Annotated in this window: 20 protein-coding genes; 9 read left to right on the forward strand and 11 right to left on the reverse strand. The window is 71.0% G+C overall.

Annotated features, from left to right (window positions below; genetic code table 11):
* The first annotated feature begins 8 nt into the window (after positions 1-8).
* The gene (locus tag ACIG0D_RS18640; RefSeq protein WP_399801795.1) at positions 9-1,433 is read left to right on the forward strand and encodes a dihydrolipoamide acetyltransferase family protein; all 1,425 of its coding nucleotides are present in this window, start codon (positions 9-11) and stop codon (positions 1,431-1,433) included.
* Between the two features lie 63 nt (positions 1,434-1,496).
* Here the strand turns inward: ACIG0D_RS18640 and ACIG0D_RS18645 are convergent, their stop codons facing one another.
* Positions 1,497-2,054: a hypothetical protein gene (locus ACIG0D_RS18645; protein ID WP_399801797.1), complete on the reverse strand. Its 558-nt coding sequence runs from the start codon at positions 2,052-2,054 to the stop codon at positions 1,497-1,499.
* Between the two features lie 95 nt (positions 2,055-2,149).
* Entirely contained in the window at positions 2,150-3,091 is a 942-nt protein-coding gene (locus ACIG0D_RS18650; RefSeq protein WP_399801800.1) for a D-alanyl-D-alanine carboxypeptidase family protein, read from the reverse strand.
* A gap of 184 nt (positions 3,092-3,275) precedes the next feature.
* On the opposite strand from ACIG0D_RS18650, the gene ACIG0D_RS18655 reads away from it, so the two are divergent.
* Together ACIG0D_RS18655 and ACIG0D_RS18660 are read left to right on the forward strand one after the other, a co-directional pair.
* Positions 3,276-3,929 carry a GntR family transcriptional regulator gene (locus tag ACIG0D_RS18655; protein WP_399801803.1) on the forward strand — a complete coding sequence of 218 codons (654 nt, stop codon included), beginning with the start codon at positions 3,276-3,278 and terminating at the stop codon, positions 3,927-3,929.
* The gene (locus ACIG0D_RS18660) at positions 3,926-5,227 is read left to right on the forward strand and encodes a nitrate/nitrite transporter (protein ID WP_399801806.1); all 1,302 of its coding nucleotides are present in this window, start codon (positions 3,926-3,928) and stop codon (positions 5,225-5,227) included. The genes ACIG0D_RS18655 and ACIG0D_RS18660 overlap by 4 nt, the downstream gene beginning before the upstream one ends.
* A 246-nt stretch (positions 5,228-5,473) precedes the next feature.
* Here the strand turns inward: ACIG0D_RS18660 and ACIG0D_RS18665 are convergent, their stop codons facing one another.
* Entirely contained in the window at positions 5,474-6,298 is an 825-nt protein-coding gene (locus ACIG0D_RS18665; RefSeq protein WP_399801809.1) for a maleylpyruvate isomerase family mycothiol-dependent enzyme, read from the reverse strand.
* A gap of 205 nt (positions 6,299-6,503) precedes the next feature.
* Here ACIG0D_RS18665 and ACIG0D_RS18670 point away from each other — a divergent pair, with 205 nt between their 5' ends.
* A complete protein-coding gene (locus ACIG0D_RS18670) occupies positions 6,504-7,298 on the forward strand; it encodes a carbon-nitrogen family hydrolase (RefSeq protein ID WP_399801812.1) in 795 nt (264 codons plus the stop codon).
* A 59-nt stretch (positions 7,299-7,357) separates the two neighbouring features.
* On the opposite strand, the gene ACIG0D_RS18675 is transcribed toward ACIG0D_RS18670, so the two are convergent.
* A complete protein-coding gene (locus ACIG0D_RS18675; protein WP_399801815.1) occupies positions 7,358-7,852 on the reverse strand; it encodes an LURP-one-related/scramblase family protein in 495 nt (164 codons plus the stop codon).
* Complete coding sequence (locus tag ACIG0D_RS18680; RefSeq protein ID WP_399801818.1) at positions 7,849-8,856, reverse strand: GlxA family transcriptional regulator; 1,008 nt, start codon at positions 8,854-8,856, stop codon at positions 7,849-7,851. Before ACIG0D_RS18680 ends, ACIG0D_RS18675 begins: the two co-directional genes overlap by 4 nt.
* A 52-nt stretch (positions 8,857-8,908) precedes the next feature.
* Between ACIG0D_RS18680 and ACIG0D_RS18685 the strand changes: the two genes are divergently transcribed.
* Positions 8,909-9,295: a cupin domain-containing protein gene (locus ACIG0D_RS18685; protein WP_399801821.1), complete on the forward strand. Its 387-nt coding sequence runs from the start codon at positions 8,909-8,911 to the stop codon at positions 9,293-9,295.
* Between the two features lie 27 nt (positions 9,296-9,322).
* On the opposite strand, the gene ACIG0D_RS18690 is transcribed toward ACIG0D_RS18685, so the two are convergent.
* The 3 genes from ACIG0D_RS18690 to ACIG0D_RS18700 all read right to left on the reverse strand — a co-directional run bounded on the left by ACIG0D_RS18690 (position 9,323) and on the right by ACIG0D_RS18700 (position 13,062).
* Positions 9,323-9,580, reverse strand: coding sequence for a DUF6458 family protein (locus tag ACIG0D_RS18690; protein ID WP_365756902.1), 258 nt, complete (start codon positions 9,578-9,580; stop codon positions 9,323-9,325).
* A 105-nt stretch (positions 9,581-9,685) separates the two neighbouring features.
* Complete coding sequence (locus ACIG0D_RS18695) at positions 9,686-11,017, reverse strand: M18 family aminopeptidase (protein ID WP_399801826.1); 1,332 nt, start codon at positions 11,015-11,017, stop codon at positions 9,686-9,688.
* Between the two features lie 218 nt (positions 11,018-11,235).
* Entirely contained in the window at positions 11,236-13,062 is a 1,827-nt protein-coding gene (locus ACIG0D_RS18700; RefSeq protein WP_399801828.1) for an acyl-CoA dehydrogenase, read from the reverse strand.
* Positions 13,063-13,224: 162 nt separating this feature from the next.
* On the opposite strand from ACIG0D_RS18700, the gene ACIG0D_RS18705 reads away from it, so the two are divergent.
* Together ACIG0D_RS18705 and ACIG0D_RS18710 are read left to right on the forward strand one after the other, a co-directional pair.
* On the forward strand, positions 13,225-13,698 hold the full coding sequence (locus tag ACIG0D_RS18705) for an SseB family protein (RefSeq protein ID WP_399801831.1): 474 nt from the start codon (positions 13,225-13,227) through the stop codon (positions 13,696-13,698).
* Positions 13,699-13,834: 136 nt separating this feature from the next.
* Positions 13,835-14,761, forward strand: a complete 927-nt coding sequence (locus ACIG0D_RS18710; RefSeq protein ID WP_399801834.1) for a Bro-N domain-containing protein — start codon at positions 13,835-13,837, stop codon at positions 14,759-14,761.
* A gap of 82 nt (positions 14,762-14,843) precedes the next feature.
* Here the strand turns inward: ACIG0D_RS18710 and ACIG0D_RS18715 are convergent, their stop codons facing one another.
* The gene (locus ACIG0D_RS18715) at positions 14,844-15,821 is read right to left on the reverse strand and encodes a pirin family protein (protein WP_399801837.1); all 978 of its coding nucleotides are present in this window, start codon (positions 15,819-15,821) and stop codon (positions 14,844-14,846) included.
* Between the two features lie 122 nt (positions 15,822-15,943).
* Positions 15,944-16,378, reverse strand: coding sequence for a hypothetical protein (locus ACIG0D_RS18720; RefSeq protein ID WP_399801839.1), 435 nt, complete (start codon positions 16,376-16,378; stop codon positions 15,944-15,946).
* Between the two features lie 231 nt (positions 16,379-16,609).
* Between ACIG0D_RS18720 and ACIG0D_RS18725 the strand changes: the two genes are divergently transcribed.
* A complete protein-coding gene (locus ACIG0D_RS18725) occupies positions 16,610-17,656 on the forward strand; it encodes an AI-2E family transporter (protein ID WP_399801842.1) in 1,047 nt (348 codons plus the stop codon).
* Here the strand turns inward: ACIG0D_RS18725 and ACIG0D_RS18730 are convergent.
* Complete coding sequence (locus tag ACIG0D_RS18730) at positions 17,626-19,752, reverse strand: SpoIIE family protein phosphatase (RefSeq protein ID WP_399801845.1); 2,127 nt, start codon at positions 19,750-19,752, stop codon at positions 17,626-17,628. The genes ACIG0D_RS18725 and ACIG0D_RS18730 overlap by 31 nt on opposite strands.
* A 215-nt stretch (positions 19,753-19,967) precedes the next feature.
* Between ACIG0D_RS18730 and aspS the strand changes: the two genes are divergently transcribed.
* Positions 19,968-21,731: an aspartate--tRNA ligase gene (gene aspS, locus ACIG0D_RS18735; RefSeq protein WP_399801848.1), complete on the forward strand. Its 1,764-nt coding sequence runs from the start codon at positions 19,968-19,970 to the stop codon at positions 21,729-21,731.
* Positions 21,732-21,756 lie beyond the last annotated feature (25 nt).

The following is a 21,756-nucleotide window of genomic DNA, read 5'->3' on the forward strand; positions in this document are numbered from 1 at the left end:
AGAGGGTCGTGACGACGATGACGGAAGCGTCCGTACGCGAGTTCAAGATGCCGGACGTGGGCGAGGGGCTCACCGAGGCGGAGATCCTCAAGTGGTACGTCCAGCCGGGTGACACGGTCACCGACGGCCAGATCGTGTGCGAGGTGGAGACGGCGAAGGCCGCCGTCGAGCTTCCCATCCCGTACGACGGTGTGGTCCGCGCGCTGCACTTCCCCGAGGGCACCACGGTCGACGTGGGCACGTCGATCATCGCGGTCGAGGTCGCGGGCGCCGCCCCGGCGGCCGAGGCGCCCCAGCCGGCCCCCGTGCCCCAGGCGGAGGCCCCCCAGGCCGAGGAGCCGCAGCCGGAGGGCCGCCAGCCGGTCCTCGTCGGTTACGGCGTGGCCACCACCTCGACCAAGCGCCGCCCCCGCAAGGGCCCCGAGGTCGCGGTCGCGCCGGCCTCGACGGTGATCCAGGCGGAGCTGAACGGCCACGGCCGGGCGCCCGCGGCGGAGAAGCCGCGCCCTCTGGCCAAGCCCCCGGTCCGCAAGCTGGCCAAGGACCTGGGCGTGGACCTGACGACGGTCGTCCCGACCGGCCCGGACGGCATCATCACCCGCGAGGACGTCCACGCGGCGGCGGCCCCGCCGCAGCGGGCCCCCGAGCAGGTCCCGGCCCAGGCCCCCGCCCCGACGGCCGCGCCGACCGCCCCGGTCGCCCCGGCCACCGCCCCGGTCGGCCACGACGCGGCGCGCGAGACCCGTATCCCGGTCAAGGGCGTCCGCAAGGCCACGGCCGCCGCGATGGTCGGCTCGGCGTTCACCGCGCCGCATGTCACGGAGTTCGTGACGGTCGACGTCACGCGCACCATGAAGCTGGTCGAGGAGCTGAAGCAGGACAAGGAGTTCACCGGCCTGCGGGTGAACCCGCTGCTGCTGATCGCCAAGGCCCTGCTCGTCGCGGTCAAGCGCAACCCGGACATCAACGCGTCCTGGGACGAGGCCGCCCAGGAGATCGTGGTCAAGCACTACGTCAACCTGGGCATCGCGGCGGCCACCCCGCGCGGCCTGATCGTGCCGAACATCAAGGACGCCCACGCCAAGACCCTGCCGCAGCTGGCCCAGTCCCTGGGCGAGCTGGTGAGCACGGCCCGCGAGGGCAAGACGTCCCCCGCGGCCATGCAGGGCGGCACGATCACCATCACCAACGTCGGCGTCTTCGGCGTCGACACCGGCACGCCGATCCTCAACCCCGGCGAGTCCGCGATCCTCGCGGTCGGCGCGATCAAGCCCCAGCCCTGGGTCCACAAGGGCAAGGTCAAGCCCCGCCAGGTCACCACCCTCGCCCTCTCCTTCGACCACCGCCTGGTCGACGGCGAACTGGGCTCCAAGGTGCTGGCCGACGTGGCGGCGATCCTGGAACAGCCGAAGCGGCTGATCACCTGGGCGTGACACCCGGGGAGCCGCGCCCCTCCGGGGTGCGCGGCTCCCGCTCCAGGGCCGGCGCGGGGCGCGTCAGTCCTCCCAGAAGGCCCAGAAGACACCGACCTCCGTGTCGGACACGGCGACCAGACCGCAGTCGGTGGTGAACACGGACAGGCACTCCCACGCGGTGTCCGCGTCGAGGAGGCAGGCGTCCGGATGGCCCCGCGCCTCCGAGGCGTTGGTGAAGTACCGCGCCCGCGGGCCGAAGCGGGACAGCACCTGCCGGGCACTGCGGAACAGACCGTCCCTGCGGCGGTCGAAGTCCGGGATGCGGGAGGCCTGGTACAGCTCGCCCTGGAGGGCGACGAGCATCTGCTCGGCCGACGCCCGGCGTACCTCGTACAGACAGGCGCCGAGCTGGTCCAGGGGCCAGCGGACGAACGGGGCGCCGATGCCGGAGCGGTCCTCGCCGACCTCCGGGGCGTAGTCGAAGCCGTGCCAGCGGCGCGGATCCTCGGCGCGGAGCGTCATGACCGCCACCACGTCCCGCCGCCAGTCCTCGTGGCGGCGCGGACCGACCCGGGCGAAGGTCCAGCCGCTGCCGAGGACGTCGAGGAGGGCGGACTTCCAGGAGGCGGAGTCAAGCATGGGCCCATCCTCTCCGGACACCGCCCGTCGGCGCGGGCGGATGCACGCGAAAGGCCCGCCGCTGGGTGCGGCGGGCCCTGCGTGGACGGTGTGCGTCAGTCGCGCTGGGCGCCCTGCGGGAGGGTGCGCAGCTGCATCGTGCTGGCCGAGCTGGAGCCGAAGGCGTAGTCCATCAGCTTGGCGGCGTCGGTGAAGCGGTTCGTGTCGTTGAGGAGCACGCCGACGACGGTCTTGCCGTCCCGGGTCCCGGCGAAGACGAGGCACGGCCCGGCCGGGGTGTTGGTGCCGGTCTTCACACCGATCGCGCCGCTGTAGGAGCCCAGCAGCTTGTTGGTGTTGTACCAGGTGTAGGTGCGGGTGCCGCCGGTGCTCGTCGACGCGTACTGCACGGTCTTCTGCTTCTTCACGATGCCCGCGAAGGTGGAGTACTTCATCGCGCTGCGGGTGAGCTTCGCGAGGTCGCGCGGCGTCGTGTAGTTGGTGTTCTGCGTCGAGTTGCCGTCGAACGAGTCGAAGTGAGTGTTCGTCAGGCCGAGGTCCTTGGCCTTGGTGTTCATCTTGCTGATGAACGACTTGGTGCGCGCCGAGACCGACGTGCCGGTGCCGAAGGTGTCCGCGAGGGCCATCGCGGCGTCACAGCCGGACGGCAGCATCAGCGCGTGCAGCAGCTGGCGGACGGTGACCTTGTCGCCGGTCTTCAGGTCGGCGGTGCTCGCGCCCTTGGCGGCCACGTAGTCGCGGTACGCCTGCTTGATGGTGACCTTGCGGTCCAGGTTCAGGTCGGGCGTGCTCAGCACCACCCGAGCCGTCATGATCTTCGTGGTGCTGGCCATGGGCCGCTTGGTGTCGGCGTACTTGCTGTAGAGCGTGGACCCCGTCGCGCTGTTGAGCATGAAGGCGCCCTTGGCGGAGACGGAAGGCGCGGTGGCGGCCTGCGCGGGCGCCGCGGTGAGGGCTCCGGTCGCGAACACGGCGCCGGCGGTGAAGGTCACGGCGACGGCTTTGCGGAGACGGATGCCCTTGATGCCGGTTGTCAACTGATGTACCCCGAATACGTCTGAATGCCCCTGGTGCGCGGCCGAGTTGGTGACTGAGGGGCAGGGGAGGCCGCATACGTGTGACGCGTGACGGGTGGCAAGGGTTGTACGCGCATCGAGAATTCACCGGTCCGCATGCTGGACGACTCCGCTCATGCGTACGTGTTGTATCTATCCTGTCGGCATGACCCTGGCCGCCGTGAAGCAACCGCCCGCCGCCGACCGCGTCTACACCCACGTCAAACAAGGCGTCCTGGACCGCAGCTACGAAGGCGGGACGCTGCTCACCGAAGGCGAGCTGGCCGAGGCCGTGGGGGTCTCGCGCACCCCGGTGCGCGAGGCGCTGCTGCGGCTGGAGGCCGAAGGGCTCATCAAGCTCTACCCGAAGAAGGGCGCCCTCGTCCTGCCGGTCTCCGCGCAGGAGATCGCCGACGTCGTCGAGACCCGCCTGCTGGTCGAGGAGCACGCCGCCCGCAAGGCCGTCCCCGCCTCGCCCGCGCTGATCGCGCGCCTGGAGCAGCTGCTCGCCCAGCAGCAGGAGCAGGCCGCGGCCGGGGACCTGGCCGCCGTCGCGGTCACCGACCGCTGCTTCCACGCCGAGATCGTCCGCAGCGGCGGCAACGACATCCTCTCCCGCCTCTACGACCAGCTCCGCGACCGCCAGCTGCGCATGGGCGTCGCCGTGATGCATTCCCACCCCGACCGCATCGCCAAGAACCTCGACGAGCACGAGGAGATCCTGAACGCGCTGCGCTCCGGCGACGCCGAGACCGCCGTCGCGGTCGTCCACCGGCACGTCGGCTGGTTCTCGCACCTGGCACGGGGGGAGGTCCGGTGAGCGCGCCGTCGATATCCCTGCCGGGCGATCCACCGGGCGGCCGGCGCGCGGTCGCCGTCTGGTCGATCGGCGTCGCCGTCTACTTCGTCGCCGTCATCTTCCGCACGTCCCTGGGCGTGGCCGGTCTCGACGCCGCCGACCGCTTCCACGTCAACGCCTCCGCCCTGTCGACGTTCTCCATCCTCCAGCTGCTGGTCTACGCCGGGATGCAGATCCCCGTCGGCCTGCTGGTCGACCGGCTCGGCACCAAGAAGGTGCTGGCCATCGGCGTCGTCCTGTTCACGGCCGGCCAGCTCGGCTTCGCCTTCTCCCCGTCGTACGGCATGGCGCTCGCCTCGCGCGCGCTGCTCGGCTGCGGTGACGCCATGACGTTCATCAGCGTGCTGCGGCTCGGCACCCGCTGGTTCCCGGCCCGCCGCGGGCCGCTGATCGCGCAGCTCGCCGGGCTCGTCGGCATGGCGGGCAACCTGGTCTCCACCCTGGTCCTCGCCCGGCTGCTGCACGGCATCGGCTGGACCCAGGCGTTCGCGGGCAGCGCGCTCGCCGGTGTCGTCGTCCTCGTCCTGCTGCTGCTCTTCCTGAAGGACCACCCCGAGGGCCACGAGCCGGAGCCGGTCCGGCACCAGGGAGCGACTTACGTCCGCCGCCAGATCGCCGCCTCCTGGCGGGAGCCGGGCACCCGGCTCGGGCTGTGGGTGCACTTCACCACCCAGTTCCCGGCGATGGTGTTCCTGCTGCTGTGGGGCATGCCGTTCCTGGTCGAGGCGCAGGGCCTGTCCCGCGCGGCGGCCGGTGAACTGCTGACCCTGGTCGTGCTGTCCAACATGGCGGTCGGCCTGGTCTACGGCCAGATCGTCGCCCGCCACCACGGGGCGCGGCTGCCCCTCGCGCTCGGCACGGTCGGCGCCACCGCGGTGCTGTGGGCGACGACCCTCTCCTGGCCCGGCGAGCGCGCGCCGATGTGGCTGCTCGTGGTGTTGTGCGCGGTGCTCGGCGCCTGCGGACCCGCCTCGATGATCGGGTTCGACTTCGCCCGCCCGGCGAACCCGCCGGAGCGTCAGGGCACGGCGTCCGGCATCACCAACATGGGCGGTTTCACCGCCTCCATGGCGACCCTGTTCGCGATCGGTGTGCTCCTGGACGCGACCGGCGACGACTACACCGTCGCCTTCTCCGCGGTCTTCGTGCTCCAGGCCCTCGGCGTCAGCCAGATCCTGCGCCTGCGCGGCCGCGCGGCACGGCGCGAGCGGGAGCGGCTGGTGGCGAGCAGAGTGGAGACGGTGCACGTACCGGCGTGAGGGTGCGCGTACAGGCGTGACGGCGCGCGCCCCGCGCGGGAGCGGCAGTGGCGCGACCTCTGGGGCAGCCACGGGGACGGGCGGCGGTCGCCCCTCGCCGTGCACGGTCAGCAGCCACCGCGAACGGTCACGGAGTCACCGCGAATGGTCACGGAGTCACCGCGAACGGTCACGGAGTCACCGCGAACGGTCACGGAGTCGCCGCGAACGGTCACGGAGTCACCGTGAACGGCCGCGGCCACCGGCTCACAGAGTCACCGTGAAGTGCCGCAGGATCGCCGCCGCCAGGTCCTGGTCGCCCTCCGTCTTCACCCGGTCCGCGACCGCCGCCGGGGTCACCCGGCCGCAGGCCAGACGGACGTACGTCTCCCAGTCCAGGGTGAGCGACGCGGCCGGGCCCAGCGCGGGCGCCGTCTCCAGGGTGCCGCGGCCGTGGATGTCGACCCGCACCGTGCGCAGGAACTCCACCGGGCCGTGCACGTCGAAGACGACCGCGGAGCTGCGCGGCGCGTCGGCGCGCTCGGCGACCACGTGCGGCAGGGCCTCCAGCAGCACGTCACGGGCGACGTGGGCGCCCGGCGAGTCCAGGTTGCCGGGGCGGCCGAGGGCGGTGCGCAGATCCTGCTCGTGCACCCACACGTCGAACGCGTGCCGGCGCATCGACTCCTCCAGCGTCAGCTCCGCGCCCAGCGGGCCGCGCACCTTCGTACCGGGGTCGCGGGACTCGTTGCGCAGCTGCCGGTTGCGGCGGATGACCGTGTACTCCAGCTCGGCGGTCATCTCCGGCGCCGTGTGGTGGCGGCGGACGTCGACCTGCATCTCCATGTAGCGCTGGTGGTCGGTGGTCACGTGGAACAGGTCGCGCGGGAGGGTGTGGATGGGGCGCGGGTCGCCCAGCATCTCGCAGTCCAGGCCGATGACATGGGACACGACGTCGCGCACCGACCAGGCCGGGCAGGGCGTACGCCGGTTCCAGTCGGCCTCCACCAGGTGCTGCACCAGCTCGGATATCGCTTCGATGGAGTGGGTCCAGGCGTCGGCGTAGGGCTGGAGGGTGGGATGCAGACTCACGGAACGGGACCCCTCGGCGGTCGGTACACGGGCAGGTGGTGGCGGCGTTGCCAGTGGGAGGTGGCGGCTGTCGGCGGGTGTCTTGCTCGCTAAGTTACGCTGCTGGAAGGCACCCCGGCAGGCCTTTCGTGTGACGATCGTAGGCCTGAGTGGACAGCGGTGTGGACGCCCTTGCGGACGGCTCGATTGCCAGGACGGTGGTACTGTGCGCGCCTCTCTGATCCAGATCGCCGTAGACGAGGGCGAATCGGTCGAAACGCGGCGGCGTCGGGTCGCCTCCCTCATCCGTGAGCAGGCGGGCGCCGACCTGGTCGTCCTGCCGGAGCTGTGGACCACCGGCGCCTTCGCCTACGAGGAGTTCGGCCGGGAGGCCGAGCCGCTGGACGGCCCGACGTACGAGGCCATGGCCAAGGCGGCGAGCGACGCGGGCGTGTGGCTGCACGCCGGGTCCATCCCCGAGCGCGACCCCGAGGGCCCCCTCTACAACACCTCCCTCGTCTTCTCCCCCTCCGGTGAACTGGCCGCCGCCTACCGCAAGATCCATCGCTTCGGCTTCGACAAGGGCGAGGCCGTGCTGATGGGCGCGGGGCGCGATCTGGTGACGGTCCGTCTCCCCGAGACGACTGTGGGCGTGGCCACCTGCTACGACCTCCGTTTCCCCGAACTCTTCCGCGGCCTCGTGGACGCCGGTGCCGAGACCTTCGTGATCCCGGCGGGCTGGCCGGAGCGCCGCCGCTCCCACTGGACGCTGCTCGCCCAGGCCAGGGCGGTGGAGAACCAGGCCTTCGTTCTCGCCTGTGGAACGGCCGGCACGCACGCCCGGGTTCCCCAGGCGGGTCACTCGATCGTGGTCGATCCCTGGGGTGAGGTCCTGGCCGAGGCGGGCCCCGGCGAGCAGGTGCTCACCGTGGAATTCGACCCCGGCCGGGTCGCGGTGACCCGGGATCAGTTCCCGGCCCTCAAGGACCGGGTGCTGGGCGTGGAGCCACCGCTCCGCTGACCGGCCGCCGCGGCCTGGAGCCACCCGCCGCCGACCGGCCGCCGCGCGGGAAGGCGCCCTCAGTCCTCCTCCCCCTCCCGCTCCGCAAGGTGGATGACGCACACCGCCACCGCGATGAGCAGCGCCGGATCGGCGTCCTCGCGGACCACGTCGACGCCGTAGGTGTCGCGCAGGTGCAGCCAGCGGCGGGAGATGACGGCGAGGAGTTCACCGTCGTACTCGATGGCGAACTCGCGGTCGAGGATCTTGCCGCTGACGTCCAGTTCGGTGCCGTCGACCAGGATCACGCGGTAGTGGTTGCGCAGCAGGGACAGCCGTTTGCGGCGGATGCTCGCCAGGGCTTCGCCCTCCCGCTCGATGAGCAGGGTGTCGCGCAGGGCGAGCATCTTCTCCCGGATGTCGATCAGCACCCGCCCCTCGGGATCCTTCAGCTCGAAGGTGTCCCGCAGCCGCATGGCCTTGCCGTCGACGAGGAACGCCCTCTCGCCGTGCTCGTCCTCGATCCAGTAGTCGTCGCCGAAGCCCAGGAGCCGGTCGCGTACGAGGTATCTCATGACACCAGCGCTTCCCCGGCGGCCGTCCCGAAACGCCGCCGATAGGCCGAGGGGCTGAGCCCGGTCTCCCGGCGCAGCCGGGCCCGCAGGTTCGCCGCGGTGCCCAGACCGCTGCGCGCGGCCACCACGTCGAGGCGTTCCTCGCCCCGCTCGATCAGCCGGCAGGCCAGCGCCACCCGCTCCCCGGTGAGCCACGCCAGCGGGGTGGTGCCCAGCTGGGCCCGGAACCGGCGGTGCAGGGTCGCGGGGGACACCGCCGCGCGGGCGGCGAGATCGGCCACGGTCAGCGGCTCGGCCAGCCGCTCCTGCGCCCACGCCAGCAGCGGTCCCAGCGACTCGTCGCGTACGTCCGGCACCGGCCGCTCCACGAACTGCCGCTGCCCGCCGTCGCGGTGGGCGGCGAACACCAGCCGCCGGGACACGGCGTTGGCGATCTCGGCGCCGTGGTCGCGCCGGATCAGGTGCAGGCCCAGGTCGAGCGCCGCGGCGCTGCCGGCGGCGGTCAGGACGTCGCCCTCGTCGACGAACAGCACGTCGGGCTCCAGCAGCACCCCGGGGTGCAGCGCGCGGAAGGAGTCCGCCCACATCCAGTGGGTGGTGGCCCGCCGCCCGTCCAGCAGCCCGGCCTCGGCGAGCGCGAAGGTGCCGGTGCAGAAGCTGACGACCCGGGCGCCGCGCGCGTGCGTACGGCGGATGGCGTCCAGGACGGGGGCCACGCGCGGCACGACGTTGTCCGGCCGCCCGGGCACGACCAGCGTGTCCGCGTCGTCCACCGCGTCCAGCCCGGGCACGCCCGTCATACGGAAGAAGCCGTGGTTCATCCGCACCTCGGGCGTGGGCGTGCACAGCGTCACCTCGTACAGCGGCGCCGGAAGCCCCAGTTCGGGCCGGGGCAGCCCGAACAGCTCGGTAGCGACGCCGACCTCGAAGGGATTCGTGCCCTCGTCGACGATCACGGCGACCCGGTGCGGACGGACGGCCGGCTGAGAGGATCCTTGCGACATATGCGATTCCTAGCACTCGTCGTCGGCCCGTACCACCCCGCACGATGACCGCATGGAACCCATCTCCCTGACCGCCGCGCTCGCCTCCTTCGACGAGCGCTGGAGCCCCCGCATCGTCACGGCCGTCAACGACTACGACGTCCGCGTCGCCAAGGTCGAGGGCGAGCACCTGTGGCACACCCACGACCACACCGACGAGTTCTTCCTCGTCCTCGACGGCGAACTCCACATCGGCCTGCGGGAACCGGCGGGCGAGCGCACGGTCGTCCTGCCCAAGGGCTCGGTGTTCACCGTCCCCCGCGGCGTCGAGCACAAGCCCTACGCGCCGGTCCCCACCCAGATCCTCCTCTTCGAACCCACGGGCACCCTCACCGTCGGCGACCGCCACGACCCGGTACCCGACCACGTCGACGCGACGACGGGGCACGCGCTGTCGTGACGGCCGCGGGGCAGTCGTGAGAGACGTCTACACGCCGTATCCGTCGCTGTACCCGTCCCGCCGGTGATGGTGGTGGTGAGGCTCCTCGTCGACGACCGGGGTCGTGGGGGGTACCACCACCCGCCGGCGGCGGGCGATGCTGCTGAACGTCGACACGCCGATCAGCCCGACGATCATCAGGATGATCCCGACCAGGTCGAGGTTGACGCCCCGCATGTCCCAGTCGGTCGCGAAAGTGAGGATGGCTCCCACGGCGATGAGGATGATGCACCCGCCGAGGCCCATGAGTTGTCGCCTCCTGTCCGGTCCGGTGGTTCCGGTGCTTCCGGTCGGTGACGGGTACCCAGGAGCCCGCTGTGCACGCCCCCTTGTCGCCGTGGGCGGCGGCTGCTAGCCCTCCAGGAACGCGACGAGGGCGTTGGCCAGCAGGTACGGGTCCTTCGCGCCGCACAGTTCGCGGACGCTGTGCATGGAGAGGATGGCCACGCCGATGTCGACCGTGCGGATGCCGTGGCGGGCGGCGGTGATCGGGCCGATGGTGGTGCCGCACGGCATGGAGTTGTTGGAGACGAAGGACTGGAAGGGCACGCCCGCCTTCTCGCAGGCGGCGGCGAACACCGCGCGGCCCGAACCGTCCGTGGCGTAGCGGTTGTTGACGTTCACCTTGAGGAGGGGGCCGCCGTCGACGCGCGGGTGGTGCGTCGGGTCGTGCCGTTCCGCGTAGTTGGGGTGGACGGCGTGGCCGGTGTCCGAGGACAGGCAGACCGTGCCGGCGAAGGCGCGGGCGCGGTCCTCGAGCGAGCCCCCGCGCGCGTACACCGAGCGCTCCAGCACGTTGCCGAGCAGCGGGCCGTCGGCGCCGGTGTCGGACTGGGAGCCGTTCTCCTCGTGGTCGAAGGCGGCCAGCACCGGGATGTACGGCAGAGAGGCCGCGTCCGGTCCGGTCGCCACCGCGGTGAGGGCCGCCGCGCCCGCGTGCACGGACAGCAGGTTGTCCATGCGCGGGCCCGCCACCAGCTCCTGGTCGCGGCCCAGGTACGCCGGTGCCTCCACGGAGTGGGTCATCAGGTCCCAGCCGGTCACCGAGCCCTCCGGCAGCCCCGCCTCCTGCTCCAGGAAGGCGATCAGGTCGCCGTCGCGGACGTCGTCGCCGAGGCCCCAGACCGGCTGCATGTGCCGCTGCTTGTCGAGCTTCAGGCCCTCCGCGGAGACCGAGCGGTCCAGGTGGATGGCCAGCTGGGGGACGCGCAGCAGCGGGCGGTCGACGTTGACCAGGCGGGTCGAGCCGTCCCGCAGGGTGAGCCGGCCGGCCAGGCCCAGGTCGCGGTCGAGCCAGGAGTTCATCAGCGGACCGCCGTAGATCTCCACCGCGATCTGCCGCCAGCCGTGCCCGCCGGTGTCGGGGAGCGGCTTGACGCGCAGGTTGGGGGAGTCGGTGTGCGCGCCGACGATCCGGAACGGCGTGTGCGGCGCGGCGCCCTCGGGGACGTACCAGGCCACGATCGCGCCGCCGCGCAGGACGTACCTGCCGCCGCTCGTCCCGTCCCAGGCGTCCGTCTCCGCGACCTGCCGGAAGCCTGCCTTCTCCAGCCGCTCCGCGGTGTTGGCCACCGCGTGGTACGGCGAGGGGCTGGCCGCGAGGAAGGACATCAGGTCGTCGGTGTGGCCGCGGTCGAACGGGTGGGGGACGGCGGCGGAAGACGGGCGGGAGGGTTCGCTCATGGCAGCCACGATAAGGCTCCGGGGGGCGCGCTCCCCAGGGTTGCCGGGGATGTCCGGTGGTGGGGAGGTGTGGGGTGCGTGAGGCCTTCGGGCGGCCCTCCGCCCCGCCCTCGCCGGCCGTACCGGCCGGGACGCACGGCGGCGGCCCGCCCCATCCGGTGAGGAAGGGGCGGGCCGCCGTTGAGAGCCGGATCAGCCGGCGGAACCGGCGAGCCGGATCAGAACGCGGACTCGTCCAGCTCCATCAGTTCCAGGTCCACGTTCTCGGAGACCTTGCGGGCCAGCGTGACGCCCGGCAGGACGTTGGCCGCGAAGAACTTCGCCGCCGCGATCTTGCCCTCGTAGAACGCCTTGTCCTTGGCGGAGGCCGACTCCAGCTTCTCGGCCGCCACGGCGGCACCCTTGAGCAGCAGGTAGCCGACGATCACGTCACCGGAGGCCATCAGCAGGCGGGTGGTGTTGAGGCCCACCTTGTAGATGTTCTTGACGTCCTGCTCGGTGGCCGCGAGGTCGGTCAGCATCAGACCGACGATCGCCTCCAGCTCGACGGCGGCCTTCGCCAGGTGCTCGCGGGCGCCGGCCAGCGCCTCGCCGCCGGTGCCGAGGGCGAGGAACTTCTTGATGTCCTCGGCGAGCGAGTTCAGCGCGGCGCCCTGGTTGCGGACGATCTTCCGGAAGAAGAAGTCCTGGCCCTGGATCGCCGTGGTGCCCTCGTACAGGGTGTCGATCTTGGAGTCCCGGATGTACTGCTCGATCGGGTACTCCTGGAGGAAGCCGGAGCCGCCGAAGGTCTGCAGCGACTGGGCGAGCTGCTCGTAGCCCTTCTCGGAGCCGTAGCCCTTGACGATCGGCAGGAGCAGGTCGTTGAGCGCGTGCTCGGCCTTGGCGTCCTCGCCCGCGGCCTCCTTGACCTGGATCGCGTCCTGGATCGAGGCCGTGTAGAGGACGAGGGCGCGCATGCCCTCCGCGTACGCCTTCTGCGTGATCAGCGAGCGGCGGACGTCCGGGTGGTGCGTGATGGTGACCTTGGGCGCGGTCTTGTCCATGAAGTTCGCCAGGTCGGGACCCTGGACGCGCTCCTTGGCGTACTCCAGCGCGTTGAGGTAGCCCGTCGACAGCGTCGAGATCGCCTTCGTGCCGACCATCATGCGGGCGAACTCGATGATGCGGAACATCTGGCGGATGCCGTCGTGCTTGTCGCCGATCAGCCAGCCCTTGGCGGGGTGCTGGTCGCCGAACGTCATCTCGCAGGTGTTGGACGCCTTCAGGCCCATCTTGTGCTCGACGTTCGTGGCGTAGACGCCGTTGCGCTCGCCCAGCTCGCCGGTCTCGAAGTCGAAGAGGTACTTCGGGACGAGGAAGAGGGACAGGCCCTTGGTGCCGGGGCCGGCGCCCTCGGGGCGGGCGAGGACGTAGTGGAGGATGTTCTCCGACATGTCGTGCTCACCGGACGTGATGAACCGCTTCACGCCCTCGATGTGCCAGGAGCCGTCCTCCTGCTGGATCGCCTTGGTGCGCCCGGCACCGACGTCGGACCCCGCGTCGGGCTCGGTGAGGACCATGGTGGAGCCCCACTGCTTCTCGACGGCGATCTGCGCGATCTTCTTCTGGACCTCGTTGCCCTCGTCGTAGAGGATCCCGGCGAAGGCCGGGCCGGAGGAGTACATCCACACGGCCGGGTTCGCGCCGAGGATCAGCTCCGCGTACGCCCAGATCAGCGACGGCGGGGCGGTGGTCCCGCCGATCGGCTCGGGCAGGCCGAGGCGCCAGTACTCGGAGTCCATGAAGGCCTGGTAGCTCTTCTTGAAGGACTCGGGGATCGGCGCGGTGTTCGTCTCCGGGTCGAAGACCGGAGGGTTGCGGTCGGCGTCCGCGAAGGACTCGGCCAGCTCGTTCTCGGCGAGGCGCGTCAGCTCCTCCAGAACGCTCTTGGCGGTGTCGACGTCCATCTCCTCGAACGGGCCGGTGCCGTACAGCTTGTCGCGCCCGAGTACTTCGAAGAGGTTGAACTCGATGTCGCGGAGATTCGACTTGTAGTGCCCCATGGCGACGGCTCCGTAGAGAGAGATCGGCGAGGCACTGACTCCTCGCACCTAGTTCACGTACCAACAAGTAGCTACGATGATGCTACCCGTCAGTAATAAGGCGCAACCCCGAACCGGCCATCTGTGACCCAGCCCTCGGCGGCGGTCGATACCCTTGCCTGCATGTACGGCTACGACCAGAGCGCCGGAGCGCAGCAGCAGTACGCCCCGCCGCAGCAGCAGATGCCCGGCACCGGGGGCTACGGGCAGCAGCCGCCGCTGTACCCGGAGCCGTCCCCGCCCTCCCTCGCCGACGCGGTCCGCTCCTTCACCACCGGGCAGATGACCGCCGAGGACTTCCAGCAGATCTTCGCCACGTCCAAGGTCTACTGCCCCCGGGGCGACACCCCCGGCTTCCTCGCCCTGCACAACACCCAGCAGCCGGTGATCCCCATGTTCACCTCGCTGAAGGAGCTGCGCCGCTACGCGGGCAAGGAGTCCAAGTACTTCGTCATCACCGGCGCCGAGGTCATCGACCTCCTCCCCACCGGCTACGGCTTCGTCCTCGACATGGAGGGCGAACACCGGATCGTCTTCGACGCGAAGGCGGTGGAGGAGATGGTGGACTTCGCGATGCGGCGGATGTACGGGGGCTGAGAGGGCATTGCGGGCCGCCTGAGTGCCCCGCAACGGTGCAGAATCGTTGCCTTTGTCCCCTAAGGGGTGAACATCCTTGCTATCGCCGCGTGCCTCCTCGCCCGCTTCCTAGCTTGCGTGGCGGAGGTGATGCTCGATGCACGAGCAGAAGAACATCCCGTCGGACGAGCCGACGGTACGCAAGCGGGACGCGATCGACGTCAACGACTTCGTGTTCGCGGCCACTGGGGCGCGGGTGCGGAGGCTGACGATGCCGGACGGGAGCCACTGGTTCCCGGCGGTGGACGTGTGCAAGCACTTGGGATACGCGAACTCGCGCAAGGCATTGCTCGATCATGTCCCCGAGGAGAACCGAGACCTTCTCGAGACAGTAACTGGAGGTTACGCTCTCAGCATTCCCGCAGGTCGAGAGTGGCGGCGAGACATGAATCTCGTCGATCTGCACGGTCTGATCCGCTTGGTCAACGGCTGCACCAAGCCACAGTGTGAACCCTTCAAGACGTGGGTCTCCGAGGTGATCGCCACCATCCAGCGCGACGGTTCCTACGCCCTCGAACCGGCCGCCGTGCAGCCCGCCCCCACCGGCGGTACCGCCTACGCCATGCCCCAGCAGGTCGCCGACGCGATCGTCCGGCTGGAGGAGCGGAACATCCGGGCGGACGAGGCCCTGCTGGCGTTCCAGCGGGAGCAGACCGGTCTGCTGCGGCAGATGACCCGGAGCCAGGAAAAGATCGCGGAGGTGCTTCAGGGCATCGCCGAGTCGCTCCGGTCGTCGGCCGGCGAGCGCGGCGGGGCCGTCGAGCGGACTCTGACCGCTCAGGAGCTTCTGAGTAAGTGGAGGGCGAAGAACCTCGTCGTCACCGACGACATCCATGCCGTCGCCGCCTACCTGGCTCCGGCGCTGGTCCGCGGTGGGGCGAGTCATCGGGTGGAGGAGATCGCCGCCCGTACGGGTCTGTCGCACGACCGGGTGCACGACTGTCTGCGGATGTTGCTGAAGCGCGGGTGCGTGCGTCAGGCGGGGTGCGCGGAGGACGGGGCGCCGGTGTACGTGCTGCCGTAGCGGAGCAGCCCCGAAGGGAGAAGGCCCGAAGTCGCAAAACGAGGTTGCGGCTTCGGGCCTTGTCGTACCTTAGCGGTTTTTCTCAGGCTCCCGGGCCCGCTTCCGTCATTCCGTGCACCGCGGGGACGGTCCCGAGGCGGCCCTTCTGGAAGTCCTCGAACGCCTGCATCAGCTCGTCCTTGGTGTTCATGACGAACGGGCCGTAGTGGGCCATGGGCTCGCGGATGGGCCGGCCGCCGAGGAGGACGACCTCCAGGTCGGGGGTGTGGGAGTCCTGCCGTTCGTCCGCGCGGACGGTCAGGGAGGAGCCGGTGCCGAAGACGGCGGTCTGGCCCATGTGGACCGGGCGGCGCTCGGCGCCGACCGCTCCCCGGCCCGCGAGGACGTACGCCAGGCCGTTGAAGTCCTCCCGCCAGGGGAGGGTGATCTCCGCGCCCGGGGCGAGCGTCGCGTGGATCATGGTGATGGGGGTGTGGGTGATGCCGGGGCCCTCGTGGCCGTCCAGCTCGCCCGCGATGACGCGGAGCAGCGCGCCGCCGTCGGGGGAGGTGAGCAGCTGGACGCTGCCCGCGCGGATGTCCTGGTAGCGCGGGGCCATCATCTTGTCCTTGGCCGGGAGGTTCACCCACAGCTGGAGGCCGTGGAAGAGGCCGCCCGAGACGACCAGGTGCTCCGGCGGCGCCTCGATGTGGAGCAGGCCGGAGCCGGCCGTCATCCACTGGGTGTCGCCGTTGGTGATGGTGCCGCCGCCGCCGTGGCTGTCCTGGTGGTCGAAGATCCCGTCGATGATGTAGGTGACGGTCTCGAAGCCGCGGTGGGGGTGCCAGGGGGTGCCCTTGGGCTCGCCCGGCGCGTACTCCACCTCGCCCATCTGGTCCATCATGATGAACGGGTCGAGGTGGCGGTAGTTGATCCCGGCGAACGCGCGGCGCACCGGGAAGCCCTCGCCCTCGAAACCGCTGGGCGCGGTGGTGACGGCGAGCACGGGACGTGCCACGGCGTCGGCGGGTGCGCTCACTCGGGGCAGCGTCAACGGGTTCTCGACGGTCACAGCGGGCATGGTCGGTTCCTCCTCGGGCGACGTGCGTCCCACTTTAGTTGAGCGTTGAACTTTCTGCCAGCTGTAACAGGAGAAGCCCGGAGGGCATTCCCTCCGGGCTTTCGGGGCGGCGCGGCCGGGGCTTAGAACCGCTGGTTGGTGAGGACCGCGTTGCCGAAGACGTCATAGACCGAGGCGTACCCCTGCTCGGAGTCCTTCCACTCGGCGAAGGCGTCGGCTATGGCGGCGGCGGCCGCCCGCGGGTCCTTCACCGGGGTCTTGCCGCCGTTGATGTCGGTGGAGATGTAGGCGTTGCCGGTGTGTTCGTTCCACTCGCCCAGGATGCGGTCGACGCGCCCGGCGGCCTGCTTCTGCTGGGCGGTCCCGTGCTCGGCGACCCAGGAGCGGAATTCCTGGGCGTTCTTCTTCGACTGCGCTTCGTTCGTGTCCTCGGGCAGCTTCTCGACCACGCCGATCTTGTCGGGCTCGGCGGCCTTCTCGGTGCTGCACGCTGCCGTGCCGGCCAGCAGGACGGCACCTAGAGCCAGGGCAGCGGCGGTGTGGGGGGTGCGCTTCACGGGTGTCTCCGTCGCGTGCGTGGACCAGAGCGGGATGTCACGGTAGCGGTACCGGAGCGATCGGTACCGCCGCCGTGACGTTCCTGGGATGGAACCGGTCAGAACTTGATGGCGTCGGCCTTGTCGTTCCAGATCATTCTCGGGTGCGGTCGTCCCGCCTGGTCTGACGCCGTGTCACCCGGCCGGCGCTCCGGGCGGGACAGGGCGGGGCGGGTGTGATCGGCTGGGAGGGTGCAGCTGCTTCCCCTTCCCGTTCGCCGGCTCGCCGCCTGGTGTGCCGTCGCGCTGCTCGTCTCGGGGGTGGTGTACGTCGGGATCCGGTTGTGTGTGGAGTTCCGTACGGCCGTCGTGCCCGTGCTGCTCGCGCTGCTCGGGACCGCGCTGCTGGGGCCGCTGCACCGGCGGCTGGTCAAGGCGCGGGTGCAGCGGTCGGTGGCGGCCGGGCTGACCTGTGTCGCCGTCGTCGCCGTGGTCGGCGGGGCGGTCTACATCGTCGTCGCCGCGCTCATCGACAGCGGGGACCAGATCGTCTCCTCGCTGCGGCGGGCCGCGCAGGACCTCGCCCGGCACTTCGGGGCCGCCGGGACCTCGCTGGACGATCTCGCCGCCAACGCCCGGGAGCTGCTGAGCAAGTTCGGCGGGACGGCCGCCTCCGGGGTGATCAGCGGGGTGAGCGTGGTCGGCGAGACCATCGCCATGGCCGTGCTCGCGCTGCTGCTGGTCTTCTTCTTCCTGCGCGACTCCCACCTCGCCGCCGGCACCCTGCGCTCCCTCTCCCCGCACACCACCGCCGACACCGTCGTCGCCATCGCCCGCCGCGCCTACCAGGCCGTCGAGGGGTTCATGCGGGGCACCACCCTCATCGCGCTGATCGACGCGATCCTCATCACCGTGGGCCTGCTCGTCCTCGACGTCCCCGGCGCCGTCGGACTCGGCGCCCTGGTCTTCGTCGGCGCCTACATCCCCTACCTCGGCGCCTTCATCTCCGGCGCGGTCGCCGTGCTGGTCGCCCTCGCCGACCGCGGGTTCGTGATCGCGCTGTGGGCGCTGGGCGTGGTCCTCGCCGTACAGGTGCTGGAGGGACATGTGCTCCAGCCGATGGTCCAGAGCCGTACGGTCCAGATGCACCCGGCGGTGGTGATGGTGACGATCACGGCGGGCGCGTCGGTCGCCGGGATCCTCGGGATGCTGCTCGCCGTCCCCCTCACCGCCGCCGCGTTCGGTGTCGTCCACGAGCTGCGCGGCCGTTACGCGGCCTCGGCGCCCTCGGACTCGTAGAGCTCGAACCAGATGCTCTTGCCCTCGCCGCGCGGGTCGACGCCCCAGGCGTGCGCCAGCAGCTCGATCAGCATCAGACCGCGCCCGGAGGACGCCAGCTCCCCGGGCCGGCGCTTGTGCGGCAGGTCGTCGCCGGCGTCGGTCACCTCGACCCGCATCCGCCGGTCGTCGCCCTCCCCGGTGACCTCGGCGACCAGCAGCGCGTCGGTGTCGGTGTGCACGAGGACGTTGGTCAGCATCTCGGACAGCAGCAGCACCGCCGAGTCGACCTGGTCGGCCGACGCCCAGTCGTGCAGCAGCTCGCGCAGCAGCCGGCGGGCGACCGCGATCCGCTCCGGCTCGGCCTGCGCGACGGTCAGCATGGTCCGCCGCACCGACGGCCGTACGCCGACCGAGGCGCCGTGTCCGCAGCCGTCGCCGTGCCGGCACAGCAGCAGCACGGCGATGTCGTCCTCGCGGCGGTCGGCGAACGGGCCGGTGGTGTGGTGGGAGGACGGGCCGTGCACCGCCTGCACCAGCGCGTCGGCCAGCTCCTCCAGACCGCCGGCGTGCTGCTCCAGGATGGCCCGGATGCGTTTCCAGCCCGTCTCCAGGTCGTGGCCGCCGGTCTCGATCAGACCGTCGGTGCAGATCATCATGGTCTCGCCGGGCTCCAGGGCGAGCCGCGTGGTGGGGTAGTCGGCGTCCGGGTCGATGCCGAGCGGCAGCCCGCCGGCCGTGGGCCGGGTCAGGACCGTGCCGTCGGCCATCCGGATCACCGGGTCGGGGTGTCCGGCGCGGGCGATCTCCAGCACCCCGGACGGCGGGTCCACCTCGACGTACAGACAGGTCGCGAAGCGCAGCTCGCCGGGGTCCTCGGCGCCCGCGCACATGCCGTGCAGGAACCGGGAGGCCCGGGAGAGCACCGCGTCGGGGCGGTGGCCCTCGGAGGCGTAGGCGCGCAGGGCTATGCGCAGCTGGCCCATCAGCCCGGCCGCCCGCACGTCGTGCCCCTGCACATCCCCGATGACCAGCGCGAACCGCCCCGACGGCAGCGGGATCATGTCGTACCAGTCGCCGCCGACCTGGAGCCCGCCGCCGGTCGGCACATAGCGGGCGGCCACGCTCATGCCGGGGATGTCCGGGCCGAGCGTCGGCAGCATCGAGCGCTGGAGGCCGTCGGTCAGCTCCCGCTGGGTCTCGGCGGCGCCCGCGCGGGACAGCGCCTGGGCGAGCATCCGGGCGACGGTGGTCAGCACCGACCGCTCGTCCGGGGTGAACCGCACCGGGTAGGAGAACGCCGCCATCCAGGCGCCCATCGTCCGCCCGGCCACGATCAGCGGCAGGAACGCCCACGAGCGGCGGCCGAACTGCTGGGCGAGCGGCCAGGTGACGGGGTAGCGCTCCTTGTACTGCTCGGGGGAGGACAGATACACCGCCCGGCCGGTGCGCACGACCTCCGCCGCCGGATAGTCGGTGGCCAGCGCCATGTGCGTGAAGGGACCCTCGTCGCCGGGCCGGTGCCCGTGGTGGCCGATGATCGTCAGCCGGTCGCCCTCCACGCCGAACACGGCCAGCCCGTCCGGCGAGAACCCCGGCATCGCCAGCCCGGCCGCGACCCGCAGCACCTCCTCCGTGGACCGCGCCTCGGCCAGCGCCCGGCCCGCGTCCAGCAGGAACGCCTCCCGGGAGCGCCGCCAGTCGCCCGTGACCGCGTTGCGCCCGGCCGGGGTGCCCGGCGAGGGCTCGGTGACCTCCTGGAGGGTGCCGATCAGCTCGTAGGCCCGGCGTACCGGGTCGAAGGAGGGTTTCATCCGGCTGCGGGTCATACGGACGACCCGCCCGCGGTCGTCCATGATCCGCACCCGCACCTCGGCCAGGGTGCCCTCGGCGGCGGCCAGGCCGACGACGCTGACGATCTCGTTCCAGTCGACCGGGTGCAGCCGGGAGCGCACCTGGGCCTCGGTGAGGGTGGCCGGTTCCGGGGGCAGCCCGAGCAGTCGAGCGGCCTCGGCGTCCACCGTGACCAGGCTTGTGTCCGTGTCCCACTGCCACGTGCCGGTCGCGAGGGCGGCGAGGACCTGCCCCACGGCGGGCAGGGGCTCACCAGTGCGCATTGCCCCACTTTAAGAACAGAGGATCGAACGACGCCACCGATGGAGGACGCCGATGCCCGCCGGGCGATCACCGATCCCCCGCCGGGCGAGCACCGTTCCCCCGCCGGTGATCGCGTGGTAATCCGTCGGGGCGATCTTGGTATGGCCGGTACCCTGGGAAAGTCCGGGCACCGGGCCCCGGAGATTCCCGATCCGCGAAGACTGGATGAACGACGATGCATCGGTACAGGTCCCACACCTGCGGCGAGCTCCGCGCCTCTGACGTCGGCACCGACGTCCGGCTGAGTGGCTGGCTGCACAATCGGCGCGACCTGGGCGGCATCCTCTTCATCGATCTGCGCGACCACTACGGCATCACGCAGCTCGTCGCCCGTCCCGGCACGGCCGCCTACGAGGCGCTGGACAAGGTCTCCAAGGAGTCCACGGTCCGTGTCGACGGCACCGTTGTTTCACGTGGAACCGAGAACGTGAACCCGGACCTGCCCACCGGTGAGATCGAGGTCGAGGTCCGCGAGGTCGAGCTGCTCGGTGCCGCCGCCCCGCTGCCCTTCACCATCAACACCGAGGACGGCGTCAACGAGGAGCGCCGCCTGGAGTACCGCTTCCTCGACCTGCGCCGCGAGCGCATGCACCGCAACATCATGCTGCGTACGGCGGTCATCTCCGCCATCCGGCACAAGATGACGGCGCTGGGCTTCAACGAGATGGCGACGCCGATCCTGTCCGCGACCTCCCCCGAGGGCGCCCGCGACTTCGTCGTCCCCTCCCGTCTGCACCCGGGCAAGTTCTACGCCCTGCCGCAGGCCCCGCAGCAGTTCAAGCAGCTGCTGATGATCTCCGGCTTCGACCGCTACTTCCAGATCGCGCCCTGCTTCCGCGACGAGGACGCCCGCGCCGACCGCTCGCCGGGCGAGTTCTACCAGCTCGACGTCGAGATGAGCTTCGTCGAGCAGGAGGACGTCTTCCAGCCGATCGAGCAGCTGATGACCGAGCTGTTCGAGGAGTTCGGCGGTGGCCGCCACGTCACCTCGCCGTTCCCGCGGATCCCGTTCCGCGAGGCGATGCTGAAGTACGGCTCCGACAAGCCGGACCTGCGCGCCCAGCTCGAACTCGTCGACATCACCGACATCTTCGAGGGTTCGGAGTTCAAGGCGTTCGCCGGCAAGCACGTGCGCGCCCTGCCCGTCCCGGCCGTCCAGGACCAGCCCCGCAAGTTCTTCGACCAGCTCGGCGAGTTCGCGATCTCGCTGGGCGCCAAGGGCCTGGCCTGGGTGCGCGTCGGCGAGGACGGCAAGCTGTCCGGTCCGATCGCCAAGTTCCTCACCGAGGAGAACGTCAAGGTCCTCACCGAGCGCCTCGGCCTGGAGGCCGGTCACGCCGTGTTCTTCGGCGCGGGCGAGTTCGACGAGGTCTCGAAGATCATGGGCGCCGTGCGCGTCGAGGCCGCCAAGCGCGCCGGCCACTTCGAGGAGAACGTCTTCCGCTTCTGCTGGATCGTCGACTTCCCGATGTACGAGAAGGACGAGGAGACCGGCCGGATCGACTTCTCGCACAACCCGTTCTCCATGCCGCAGGGCGGCCTGGAGGCCCTTGAGACCCAGGACCCGCTGGACGTCCTGGGCTGGCAGTACGACATCGTCTGCAACGGTGTCGAGCTGTCCTCCGGCGCGATCCGGAACCACGACCCGGAGATCATGCTCAAGGCCTTCGAGATCGCGGGCTACGACCGGGAGACCGTCGAGGAGAAGTTCGCCGGCATGCTGCGCGCCTTCCGCTTCGGCGCCCCGCCGCACGGTGGTATCGCCCCCGGCGTCGACCGCATCGTGATGCTCCTCGCCGACGAGCCGAACATCCGCGAGACCATCGCCTTCCCGCTCAACGGCAACGCCCAGGACCTGATGATGGGCGCGCCGACCGAGCTGGAGGAGGCCCGGCTGAAGGAGCTGCACCTGACGGTGCGCAAGCCCCAGCCGAAGTAGGCGGTACGTGCGCGAAGGGCGCCCG

Source organism: Streptomyces sp. NPDC052773 (assembly GCF_044547145.1).
In the GTDB taxonomy this organism is placed as follows: domain Bacteria; phylum Actinomycetota; class Actinomycetes; order Streptomycetales; family Streptomycetaceae; genus Streptomyces.